The 12,264-nt window shown below is 53.9% G+C and carries 7 protein-coding genes and 1 pseudogene; 1 reads left to right on the plus strand and 7 read right to left on the minus strand.

Features of this window, described 5'->3' with window-relative positions; translation table 11 throughout:
- Window positions 1–8: 8 nt before the first annotated feature.
- The 7 genes and pseudogenes from RZ517_RS00460 to RZ517_RS00490 all read right to left on the minus strand — a co-directional run bounded on the left by RZ517_RS00460 (window position 9) and on the right by RZ517_RS00490 (window position 11,247).
- Window positions 9–2,010: pseudogene (locus tag RZ517_RS00460) on the minus strand (hydantoinase/oxoprolinase N-terminal domain-containing protein).
- Window positions 2,011–2,054: 44 nt separating this feature from the next.
- Window positions 2,055–3,107, minus strand: a complete 1,053-nt coding sequence (gene queG, locus RZ517_RS00465) for a tRNA epoxyqueuosine(34) reductase QueG (protein ID WP_338549541.1) — start codon at window positions 3,105–3,107, stop codon at window positions 2,055–2,057.
- A 54-nt stretch (window positions 3,108–3,161) separates the two neighbouring features.
- A complete protein-coding gene (locus RZ517_RS00470) occupies window positions 3,162–3,827 on the minus strand; it encodes a glutathione S-transferase family protein (RefSeq protein ID WP_317056514.1) in 666 nt (221 codons plus the stop codon).
- 57 nt (window positions 3,828–3,884) lie between these two features.
- Window positions 3,885–4,619, minus strand: coding sequence for a monofunctional biosynthetic peptidoglycan transglycosylase (gene mtgA / locus RZ517_RS00475; protein ID WP_338549542.1), 735 nt, complete (start codon window positions 4,617–4,619; stop codon window positions 3,885–3,887).
- Window positions 4,620–4,732: 113 nt separating this feature from the next.
- On the minus strand, window positions 4,733–9,265 hold the full coding sequence (gene gltB / locus RZ517_RS00480; protein WP_338549543.1) for a glutamate synthase large subunit: 4,533 nt from the start codon (window positions 9,263–9,265) through the stop codon (window positions 4,733–4,735).
- Between the two features lie 5 nt (window positions 9,266–9,270).
- Entirely contained in the window at window positions 9,271–9,702 is a 432-nt protein-coding gene (locus RZ517_RS00485; protein WP_338549544.1) for a GFA family protein, read from the minus strand.
- A gap of 111 nt (window positions 9,703–9,813) precedes the next feature.
- Entirely contained in the window at window positions 9,814–11,247 is a 1,434-nt protein-coding gene (locus RZ517_RS00490) for an NAD(P)-dependent oxidoreductase (protein WP_338549545.1), read from the minus strand.
- Window positions 11,248–11,460: 213 nt separating this feature from the next.
- Between RZ517_RS00490 and RZ517_RS00495 the strand changes: the two genes are divergently transcribed.
- Window positions 11,461–12,264, plus strand: a complete 804-nt coding sequence (locus RZ517_RS00495) for an undecaprenyl-diphosphate phosphatase (RefSeq protein ID WP_338549546.1) — start codon at window positions 11,461–11,463, stop codon at window positions 12,262–12,264.

Here is a 12,264-nt window from a genome sequence, read left to right on the forward strand (position 1 = left end):
CGCCAGGTCTAGACCGCAATTCTGGGTCGCCCAGTTACCTCAACAGATATTTCGGCCTCCAAGAACATCTCGCGTGCCTCGGCCTCAGCTACTTTGACGTTGCGAGTCCTTTGCACTTGCAGATCCACTGCGCCTGAATCTTCCGCCTGTTGTCGCGCTGACGTCTCCAGAAATTGTTCCATTCTCGACATCGCGACTTCTGAATCCAAAAAATCCACAGGCCCAGTGTCAAGATGCACGCGAAACCGCCCTTCCGACGGGCTGGTTACCGTACCGTTGCGTCGAATGGTGACGCGACCAACCACTGCACCGATCGCGTTGGCAACTCCCGCGTGTTCCGGCAGGGTCATCTCGCACCCAAGGCGCTTACCAACATTTGGATAGTAAGTCGCCGCAGAAGCGCCCAGGCCGACCACCGGTACATTCAGACCCGCATTGAGCCGGACAAGGCCTTTGTGTTGATCTAACCCTCTTTGCATCAACACATGCCGCGCCAACACATCTGTGGGCACCCCAAAATCGAACTCTTCTTCGGCAAAAGCAGTCTCTAACAGGGCCAAAGTAGTTTGTTCAACCAGTCGATCGTAGATCATTAACGCCATGTTTTTCGAGATCTGGGCAAAGCTGATTGCCGCTTCCGGTGCGCTTTCTGCCGACAAGCGTCATGGCCTTCAGTGCCGCTGCTTGATCCCATGTGTCCAACTCACCCAAGACATGGCACGCATCTGACGGCGTAACGCCCGCCAATTGAACAACCCCACGATTGACCAAACGTCGAAGTGCAGAGCTCTCTAGTCGATTTTTTAGCACGGCTCCCACGAATTGCGGTCTTTCATCCAACCGTTCCAGCAACACTGCATCCTTTTGAGCCAATCCACTGGTTTCAGCGCCCGGCACCAAGCGCACAAATTGAGCGTCGTATTCACCAGGTGTTTCGTTCCGCAACTGATTATCAAGAACGGCGTGAACCCGCTCTGAATCTTCGCTCGCAATCAGGCTGATCGGCACAACACGCCGTGGGCCCAAGACAATGCCACCCGTGAGTCCCTCATCTTGGACATGCACTTCACTGTCCCCACCAAGGCCCGTTGTGCGCATCGCGACAGCCTCAACCATAGTGCGCCAGGGACCAACTCTGGCACCATAAGGATCAATGGTCGGCTGTCCGTTTCTTAAAACTGCAACATCCGTCGTCGTCCCGCCGATATCCGAGACCAGCGCATAGTCCATATTCGTCAACCACTGCGCGCCTACGATACTCGCCGCCGGACCACTCAAAATGGTCTCAATCGGGCGCTCTTTGGCTTGCTCTGCTGAAATCAACGCACCATCACCCCGAACCACCATCAACGGCGCTTCGATCCCCAGATGGTTGAGCGTTTCGTCCATTTTTTCGATCAGGCGAGAAATCATCCCGATCAGGCGAGCGTTCAACACAGCGGTGAGGGCACGTTTGGGTCCGTTAAGCTTGGCTGAAAGATGGTGCGAGCAGCTCACAGGTTTGCCAGTTTTGTCTCGGATAAGCTCTGCTGCACGCAGTTCATGGGCCGGGTTTCTTGTGGCAAACTGACTTGCCACTGCGTAAGCGGAAGCCTCAATATCAGAGTCTAACCAAGCCAAAAGACCAGTTTCGTCAAACGCGGTTTTTTCGCTGCCAGCGTGGTTGTGCCCCCCAGTCAGGACAATCGACGGGTCGCCCGCCAACGCTTCGGCCAACCCTTGTGTGCCAAGATCGCTTTCCTTAAACCCAATGTAAACCAATCCGATGCGCCCGCCTTGACCTTCAACCAAAGCATTGGTTGCTAGCGTCGTCGATAGGGACGCAAGTGCAATTTCATGTGGCGCGACGGCGCCTTGTTTCAAAACAGCTCTGATTGCTTCACCAATCCCTAACGACAAATCTTGCCGCGTCGTCAAAGCTTTGCTGCTGGCGATCACTTGCTCTTCGTCGCGCAAAAGCACGGCATCGGTATAGGTTCCACCGGTATCAACGCCGAGAAGCACTGGCATGAAAAATCCTCTAGTGTTTGGACTGGTGTAGCGTCTACAGAGTGTTATTCCAGCCCATTTGCGGCATTCTGCAGTCGCAGAACAGCCCATCGCGCGGCATCTGCTACCGTTGCGTCCGCATCATCGCAAAGCACTTGAGCAACTTGGCTCAAGTCTGCCTCTCTAGAATTTCCAATGGCATAGAGAACATTGCGCACCAACCGATTTCGTCCGATCCTTTTGATGGGGCTACCTGAAAACAACTTTCGAAAATCAACATCATCCAAGCTTGCAAGCTCTGCAAGCTTCGGTTTCTTCAGGTCTTCCCGAGCGTGATACCGCATCTCATGTGCTTCGATTGCAAACTTGTTCCAGGGACACACCGCAAGACAATCGTCACACCCATAAATCCGATTGCCCATCTTACTTCGAAGTTCTTCCTCCACAGGTCCTTTGTGCTCAATCGTCAGATATGAAATACATCGCCGTGCATCGAGCTGGTAAGGCGCCGGAAATGCATCCGTGGGGCAAATGTCCAGACAAGCCTGACACGACCCGCAATGGTCGATCTCAGGTGAATCAGTCTCTATTTCCAACGTTGAAAAAATCGACCCAATAAAGAACCAACTCCCAAGTTCGCGACTGACCAGATTGGTGTGTTTCCCTTGCCATCCAAGCCCCGCCGCCTGTCCCAATGGCTTCTCCGCGACAGGGGCCGTGTCCACGAATACCTTGACGTCGCCCCCGGCCTCAGCAATCAGCCATCGCGCCAGCCGCTTGAGGCGCTTCTTGACCACATCATGATAATCCTTGTTGCGCGCATAAACCGAGATCGTCGCAAGCTCAGGATCATCCAGGGTCACCAAAGGATCCTCAGCCGGCGTATAACTTTCGGCCAATACGATCACAGACCGAGCCTCTGGCCACAGCGCACTCGGGTCCCCTCTCCAATTCGCGCGATCCGCAAGCCACGCCATTTGCCCGTGATACCCCTTATCCAGAAACGCCGCTAACCGATCTGGCACCTGCGGCGCATCCGTAGGACGACACACACGACAGGCGTCGAACCCTTCGACAAGGGACTGCGCCACCAAACGCTGTTTTACGCTGTCTTTCATTGTTCCAGAAAATACTCTGGGGTGAGGCCGCAGGCCGAGGGGCAACGCCCCTTTCTAGAAATCCAGATCAGCATAATGCGCAGGCGGCGGAAAGCCCGGAACCTGATCCGCAAGAATACTGCGAAACGCTGGCCGGGACTTGATCTTGGCGTACCAATCCTTGACCGTCTCAGATCTGTTCCAATCCACATCTGAGATGTAATCAAGGCTCGAAATATGAGCCGCCGCAGCAAAGTCGGCCATAGTCATCACATCTCCGGCCAGCCATCGACGGCGATCCAGCAACCAGGTCATGTAATCCAAATGAAACTTTATCGCCTTTGCCCCGGCTTTGACATTCGTGCTGTCGGGAAATCCCTGGCCCATGACCTTTTTGTTGACGCGCTCATACAACAGCTTCGACGTCACTTCGCTATGAAATTTGTCATCGAACCACGCCACAATGCGGCGCACTTCGAACTTGGCTTCATGCCCTTTCGGCATCAGCGCAGGTTCGGGGTACTTTCCCTCAAGATACTCGCAAATTGGCGTACTCTCCGACATTGTCATGTTGTCGATCTTGAGCACCGGAACTTTGCCCGCCGGATTGCGCCTTAGAAAATCAGCATCAGCTTCCCAATAGCGCTCTTCAGCCAATTCACATTCGATCTTTTTCTCCGCCAAAACCAGGCGGACTTTTCTGCAAAAGGGGGAAAGCGGCACGTGATACAGCTTGGCCATGCGAATTCCGGATATTGGACGTAAACTGCCCCTCAATGCCCCGTTTGCGACCGTATTTCAATCCTCGAAACACGCAGCACGCCCATCGCGGCGGATCGTGGCCGCGCCGTCCCGCACTTGTCGCGCTCGTTTTCGAACGAAATTGTTGGGTTTTGCCGCTGAGCGTTCTTTTGGATTGGGAAGGATCGCAGCGAGCAGCGCTGCTTGCTGCTCGCTTAGATCTTCAGGACCAGTATTGAAATAGTGGCGTGATGCCGCCTCAACGCCAAATACCCCATCATCAAACTCAGCCACGTTCAAGTAAACCTCAAGAATACGCCGTTTTGACCAAAAGGTTTCCACCATAGGCGTGATCAACGCCTCAAACGCTTTACGTGACCAACTTCGACCATGCCACAGGTAGACGTTTTTGACGACTTGTTGGGAGAGGGTCGACGCACCGCGTCGTGCACCATCTTCCAATGCGGTGCGAATGGCTTTCATGTCAAAGCCCCAGTGCAAACAGAAATTCGCATCTTCGGCCGCCACAACCGACCGCGGCACAGCGTCTGACATCTCTTCAATAGGTACCCATTGGTGATCTATCCCGGAAAGACGAGAGGATTCTTGCGCCATATAAAGCGTCCGAGGCGGATCCAGATATCCATGTGCCGCCACAGTCGCACACACAATCACTGTTACAATTATCGCACCTCGCAGAACCCAACGCCAAATCCAGCGCACAGGGGCAAGCATGCGATCAATCAGGCGTGCAGGAAGACTGGGCTTTGGTTTGGGTTTACGTTTCGCCATCTACGTCAGCTATACCGCAGCAATCCGGTGGCCGGTCAATCCGCTGATCACGTCGTCACAAAAAAAGGATGGCCATGTGCTGAATTCACCGCCATCCGCCGTGGCAACAGAGCCTATTCCGCCGGAATCGCATCTTCATCAAAACCAAGAGGGTGCTCAAGCTTATCAAGCATTTCTTTCGGACAGACCTGAACAAAATTCTCGCGCTCCAGATCCCAGTACTGCAGGATATTTTGCGCAATCTGGCTACCTGTTTCCGACGCATGCCGCTCGATCATTTCCTCAAGTTGATTGATCCAATACTGCTCGCGCACCGGACAGGTCACAACTGTTTCCCGGTTGATCAGTTTATCAGCCAAGTTGTGCGGGTCATATAGATATGCCATCCCACCCGTCATGCCTGCCGCAAAATTTGCGCCCACTGAACCAAGGATAACAGCAATACCGCCAGTCATATATTCGCAACCATTCGAACCGCAGCCTTCGATGACCACCTTGGCACCCGAGTTGCGAACAGCAAACCGCTCACCGGCTCGACCCGAAGCAAAGAGATACCCATCCGTCGCCCCATAGAGCACAGTGTTGCCGATAATGGTGTTACTGGCCGCCTCAAGTGGGCTCGTCATAGGCGGACGCACAACAATCGTGGCGCCGGATAATCCTTTGCCGACATAGTCATTGGCATCGCCCGAAACTTCGATCTTTAACCCCGGCGCGCCGAACGCGCCCAGTGATTGCCCTGCGCTACCGGTTAGCTTTACCGTCAGATGATTGGGTTGCAGCGCATTGCGCATGCCAAAATTGCGCACGATATGGCTCGAAACACGCGTGCCCACCGTTCGATGCGTGTTCTGCACTGCGTAGTGAAGTTGCATCTTCTCACCGTCATTCAGGAACCGCGCAGCATCGCGTACGATCTCGGCGTCTAGCGTGTCAGGTACATCATTGCGCGGTCGGTTACGGTCAAAGGTGATGTGTCGCGCGCCATCCACTGAAATGAGCATTGGGTTGAGATCCAGATCATCCAGATGCGCGCTGCCCCGGCTCACTTGAGTGAGAAGATCAGGGCGACCAATCACCTCGTCCAGTGACCTCGCACCGATGCTCGCAAGGATTTCCCGCACTTCCTGCGCATAGAATGTGATCAGGTTCACGACCTTATCCGCGTTTCCGGTGAACTTCGCGCGCAGGCTCTCATCCTGCGTACAAACACCGACTGGGCAGGTGTTGGATTGGCACTGACGCACCATAATACACCCCATCGCAATCAACGCCGCCGTGCCGATTCCATATTCCTCAGCACCCATCATCGCAGCCATGACAATGTCACGCCCGGTCCGCAAACCACCATCGGTGCGCAGCGTGATCCGGTCGCGTAGATTGTTCATCGACAGCACCTGGTGCGCCTCGGTCAGGCCCATCTCCCACGGCAGGCCGGCATATTTGATCGAAGTCGCAGGCGACGCCCCCGTCCCGCCATTATGGCCGGAAATCAGGATCACATCGGCCTTCGCCTTGGCCACACCCGCAGCAATCGTGCCGACACCGGATTGCGACACCAGCTTCACGCAGACCTTCACCGTCGGGTTGATCTGCTTCAGATCGTAGATCAGCTGCGCCAGATCCTCGATGGAGTAGATATCGTGGTGTGGCGGCGGTGAAATCAATGTCACGCCTTCCGTCGAATGCCGCAACCGGGCGATCAACTTAGTCACTTTCATGCCAGGCAACTGCCCACCCTCACCGGGTTTCGCACCTTGCGCGACCTTGATCTCAAGCTCTTCGCACTGGTTGAGGTATTCCGCAGTCACCCCAAACCGGCCAGAGGCCACCTGCTTGATCTTCGCACTTGGATTGTCGCCATTTGGTTCCGGCACAAAATGCGCCGGGTCCTCGCCGCCCTCACCGCTGTCACTGCGCGCACCAATCCTGTTCATCGCTACGTTCAGTGTCTTGTGCGCCTCCGGGCTCAGCGCACCAAGCGACATACCGGGCGTCACAAAGCGTTTCCGAATGGCGGTCACACTTTCCACCTCTTCAATCGGAATTGCTTCTCCCATGGGCTTGATCGCCATCAAGTCCCGCAAATGAATGGGCGGATTGGCCTGCATCGCCTGGCTGTAACGCTGCCAAAGCTCATAGCTCGCCTTGTTGCAGGCCATCTGCATCATATGCATCGTCTGCGCGCCCCAGGCATGCGTTTCACCAGACTTACGCGCCTTGTAAAATCCACCGATTGGCAGCACATCTTTACCACCCTGGAAGGCCTTTGCGTGTATCTCTTCCAGCTTGCCCTGAATACCGGATACACCAATGCCTGAAATCCGGCTGGTCAGTCCTGGAAAATACTCCGCACACATAGCTCGGCTCAGCCCCACGGCTTCAAAATTCAATCCGCCGCGATACGAAGAAATCACACTGATCCCCATCTTCGACATGATCTTCAGAAGGCCCTGATCAATCGCCGTACGGTATCGAGCCACCGCTTCTGTCAAGGACCCGTCCAGAAGGCCGCGGTCAATCCGGTCCGCCAAACTATCTTCAGCAAGATACGGATTCACCACCGTCGCACCGGCACCGATCAGAACGGCAAAGTAGTGCGGGTCAATACATTCCGCAGATCTCACGTTAAGGCTGGTAAATGTCCGCAATCCTTCTCGCGTCAAATGGCCATGCACCGCACTTGTCGCCAGGATCATCGGCATCCCAATTCGGGTTTCATTCACATTCTGATCCGTCAGAACGATATGCCCCGTGCCCGACCGCACGGCATCTTCCGCTTCGGCGCGAATGCGTTGAAGGCCCGCCTGCAAAGCTCCTTTTCCAGCCTCGAAAGTACAGTCAATAACCGCGGTTTCAGCATTGAAACTTTCTAGCAATACATCCCACTGCGCGTTCCCAACAAACGGACTTTCCAGAACGATAATCTCGGTCTGGCTGCTGGACTCGTCCAACACGTTCTTGAGATTTCCAAACCTGGTCTTCAGACTCATCACCCGGTATTCGCGCAAACTGTCGATGGGTGGATTGGTCACCTGACTAAAATTCTGACGGAAATAATGGCTCAGCGGACGGTATTTGGTCGACAAAACAGCACTTGGCGTGTCGTCGCCCATACTCGCCACGGCCTCTTTGCCGTCTTCCGCCATAGGCGCCAGAACCTGTTCCAACTCTTCCATGGAATATCCAGCCGCAATCTGACGGCGACGAAGGTCCGCGCCACTGACAAGTGGTTTTTCCGCAGCCTTGGCGAGTTTTTCATCCAGATCGACAATCTTGCCAACCCATTCACCAAAGGGCAGGGCACGTGCCAGCTTGTCTTTAATCTCGGTATCGTGGAACAAAAGACCCTTCTTGGTGTCCACTGCCAGCATTTGACCCGGCCCAAGCGCGCCTTTTTCACGCACAGTTGCCTCGTCTATCGGAACCATACCTGCCTCGGACCCTGCGATGACCAACCCATCTCCGGTCACCACATAACGGATGGGGCGCAATCCATTGCGGTCCAATCCGGCACACACCCAGCGCCCATCAGTCATCGCCAGAGCGGCCGGGCCGTCCCATGGTTCCATGACCGAATTGCAATAGGAATACATGTCGCGCCACGCCTGCGGCAATTCCTCAGCCTGCTTTGACCAACTTTCAGGCACCAGCATTGTCTTGGCCATCGGGGCAGATCGGCCGGCACGCACCAAAACTTCAAAAACAGAGTCTAACGCCGCTGAATCTGATGATCCTGAGGCAATGATCGGTTTGATATCTTCAGCCAAATCTCCAAAGGACTGGGACGCCATTCGGATTTCATGGCTCTTCATCCAGTTCACATTACCTTTCAGCGTATTGATCTCACCATTGTGCGCCAGCATACGGAATGGCTGTGCAAGCCACCATTGTGGGAATGTGTTTGTCGAATAGCGTTGGTGGTAAATCGCGAAGTTTGAGATGAAGCGTTCATCCTTCAGGTCCGGATAGAATTCAGCCACTTCTTCGGCAAGCATCATGCCTTTGTAGATGATGCTGCGACAGCTCAAGCTGGCAATGTAAAGACCGTCAATTCCAGCCGCCACGACCGCTTTTTCGATCCTGCGGCGAATAACATAGAGTTCGCGCTCAAAATCTTCTTCATCAATCTCCTTCGTATTTGCGATGAGGATTTGCTCGATCTCTGGTCTCGTTGCGTTGGCCTTTTCGCCCAAAACGCTGATATCGACCGGGACGTGACGCCAGCCATAAATATAGTGCCCCATTCGAAGCACTTCTGTCTCAACAATCGTCCGGCAGGTTTCCTGCGCGCCAAAATCTGTGCGTGGCAAAAACACCTGACCAACCGCCATAAGCGAGTCTTGTTTGGGTTCGTGACCCGTTCTGCGCACCTGATCATAGAAAAATGGCACCGGAATTTGGATATGTATACCGGCGCCGTCTCCGGTCTTGCCATCGGCGTCAACAGCGCCACGGTGCCAAATCGCTTTCAGAGCATCAATGCCAGCATCTACCACCTTCCGGCTTGGTTTTCCATTAACAGAAACCACCAGCCCGACTCCGCAAGATGAATGCTCTTCTGTTTCCGAATACATCCCGTTTTCGGAAAGCCACTTGCGCTTGTTTTCTTCAATTTGAGCCCAATTGGTGTCTATGTTGCTCATTGGATTCACCCTTCTTTTGGCGCAAACAAATCTAAAGTTTCTTGCGTCGTCATTTTTCTGTGTTCACCGGCGAGTGAATAACCATCCGGCGCATTATCGGCAAAAAATTCCAGTTTCAGCGGCACGCCAGCAGCATTTTCAAACAGCCCAGCGGCGGGATGTCGGATACCGTCATTAACGGTTCCGTACCAAAGTGTAGATCCGCAGATCTCACAAAACCCGCGCTCGGCCCAGTCTGATGACCGATAGCTTTTTGCCGGGCCATCAAAACTTACACTTCCAGGTTCGGTGGCTAGGGACATAAACATCGAACTCGTGTGGCGACGGCACATTTCACAGTGGCACGCGCGTATGATCGACGAAGCAAAGCGGGCATGAACTGTTACAGCGCCGCAAAGGCACTGTCCTGAAATTTCATTAATCGCTTTTTTCGGCATTCAGTTTTCCTTAACCACTTAGGTCAGCCAGCCTGATCATCCTGTTTTGGTCTTTCACAACCGCACCGACGCGATACCGACGTAATACCGACACGATACCGACGTTGGTTTTTACTCAGCAGCGACCGCTTGTGCGCCCTGCAAATCATCTAGAATGGTCTGCGCCGCATCCCGCCCATCCCGGATTGCCCAGACAACAAGGCTTGCACCACGAACAATGTCTCCAATCGCGTAAACACCCTGCAATGATGTCCGGCCCGTCCCATATTCAGCTCGAACAGTACCCCAGCGCGTGACTTCCAATCCACTCTGGTTCCATAGGGCAGGGAGGTCTTCGGCCTCAAATCCCAACGCCTTGATCACCAGTTCCGCTGGTTCATCAAAATCAGCCCCATCAATTTCTTCCGGGCTCTGACGTCCTGTCGCATCGGGTGGCCCCAAACGCATTTGCTGAACTTTGACAGTACTGACTGGATTACCGTGAAACGCTTTGGGCGCACTAAGCCAAACAAACTCGACGCCTTCTTCCTCTGCATTGGCCACTTCGCGCTGACTTCCAGGCATATTGGCACGATCTCGGCGATAAAGGCATTTCACTGATGTCGCGCCTTGCCGCACCGCAGTGCGCACGCAATCCATCGCTGTGTCGCCGCCACCGATGACAATGACGCGTTTGCCTTCTGCGTTCAGTTCACCACTGTCAAACTCAGGCACATCGTCGCCAAAACTCTTGCGATTACTGGCCGTGAGATAGTCAATCGCGCGCACGATCCCGGACGCCCCAGCGCCTGGCCCAGGCAGTTCTCGGCTTTTATAGACACCAGTTGCGATCAAGACAGCGTTGTGTCTGGCCTGAATATCCGCAAACGAGACATCCTGACCCACATCGCAGTTCATTTCGAATGCGACGCCACCTTGTTCAAGCTGGTCGATGCGACGCATGACAACGTCTTTTTCAAGTTTAAAACCAGGAATGCCATAGGTGAGAAGCCCACCTGCACGGTCATATCGGTCATAAACCGTCGCCTGAAGGCCTGCCTGACGCAGGACATCTGCCGCCGCCAGCCCACCGGGGCCCGCGCCGATTATCCCAACGGACTCTGTTCGTTCAACTTGTGGTGCAATTGGCTGAACCCAGCCTTCTTCCCAAGCAGTATCCGTTATGTATTTCTCAACGGCCCCGATCGTCACTGTGCCATGACCCGACTGTTCGATCACACAATTGCCTTCGCACAAGCGGTCTTGAGGGCAGATACGGCCGCAGATTTCTGGGAACGTATTCGTTGCCTGACTGATATCATATGCCTCTTGCAATCGGCCTTCCGCTGTAAGGCGAAGCCAATCGGGAATGTTGTTGTGCAGTGGGCAATGATTCTGACAATAGGGCACGCCGCACTGACTGCAGCGCGCGGACTGTTCCTTTGCCTTTTCGTCAGCATATTCCGCATAGATTTCTCCGAAATCCTCTCTGCGAACCTCTGCATCCCGCTTTTCCGGCATGTCCCGTTCGACAGTTACGAATTTCAACATCTGCTCATTCGCCACGAAAGCCTCCATTCCTCCAGCCCAATCTCTCTAAAGGACAGGAATGGCAAAATAAAGTCATAAAGTATGACCTAATAGCTGAAACTTTGTTCTGAGTGGCAGTTTTTTAAGAAAAATCTTTGAATTTTGGGTCCGATTCGGAACTAAATGACTTCTTTTCTCTCAATTCTAGTGGTTTATAGCTGGGCTGGAGACAAAAACAGAGGCGCAAGCATGCCGCTTTTCCAACTGATTCTGGTGGCCGTCATCCAAGGCATCACAGAATTTTTGCCTGTATCCTCCTCTGGGCACCTTATCTTGTTGCCAAGTTTGACCGGTATGGAAGATCAGGGCCAAGCGATTGATGTCGCCGTCCATGTCGGCACGTTATTTGCAGTCATCATCTATTTCTGGAATGACGTGAAGTTGGCACTCCTTGGGTTGCCTCGCATGTGCATCGGCAAGATCGACACCGAAGGAGCAAAGCTTGCACTTTTGCTCGTTGTCGCATCCGTTCCCGTGGTAGCATTTGGTCTTATCCTAAAGATCACCGGCCTAGACGAATCTCTACGCTCCATAGCTGTCATCGGATGGGCCATGCTCGTGTTCGGCTTATTCCTATATTGGTCCGATCAGGTCGGCGGAACATCCAAAGCAGATAAAGACTGGTCAATCCCCGACGCATTGGTCATAGGCGTCTGGCAAGCCATCGCCCTTATACCCGGCACGTCACGCTCTGGCATCACAATAACAGGTGCACGTTTCATGGGATACGCCCGACACGACGCGGCCAAAATTGCGATGCTCATGTCGATCCCAACCATCATTGCAAGCGGCGTGTTCCTGGCAGGCGAAACCATGGTGAATGCAGATATGGCTTTGCTCAGAGATGGTGCAATCGCAGCAGCTATCGCTTTTGTAGCAGCGCTCTTGGCGCTTGTGCTCATGATGCGCCTATTGCGCAGCGTGTCATTCACACCCTACGTGATTTACCGCGTTCTGTTGGGTTTGGTGCTGCTCTTTATCGCCTACACCTAA

It is taken from the genome of Roseovarius sp. S88 (assembly GCF_037023735.1).
Classification (GTDB): Bacteria; Pseudomonadota; Alphaproteobacteria; order Rhodobacterales; family Rhodobacteraceae; genus Roseovarius; species Roseovarius phycicola.

Coding starts and splice junctions, on each gene's coding strand:
- RZ517_RS00470 (WP_317056514.1), bottom strand. CDS start 3,827: ATGGCCAAGCTGTATCACGTGCCGCTTTCCCCCTTTTGCAGAAAAGTC.
- RZ517_RS00485 (WP_338549544.1), bottom strand. CDS start 9,702: ATGCCGAAAAAAGCGATTAATGAAATTTCAGGACAGTGCCTTTGCGGC.
- queG (WP_338549541.1), bottom strand. CDS start 3,107: ATGAAAGACAGCGTAAAACAGCGTTTGGTGGCGCAGTCCCTTGTCGAA.
- gltB (WP_338549543.1), bottom strand. CDS start 9,265: ATGAGCAACATAGACACCAATTGGGCTCAAATTGAAGAAAACAAGCGC.
- mtgA (WP_338549542.1), bottom strand. CDS start 4,619: ATGGCGAAACGTAAACCCAAACCAAAGCCCAGTCTTCCTGCACGCCTG.
- RZ517_RS00495 (WP_338549546.1), top strand. CDS start 11,461: ATGCCGCTTTTCCAACTGATTCTGGTGGCCGTCATCCAAGGCATCACA.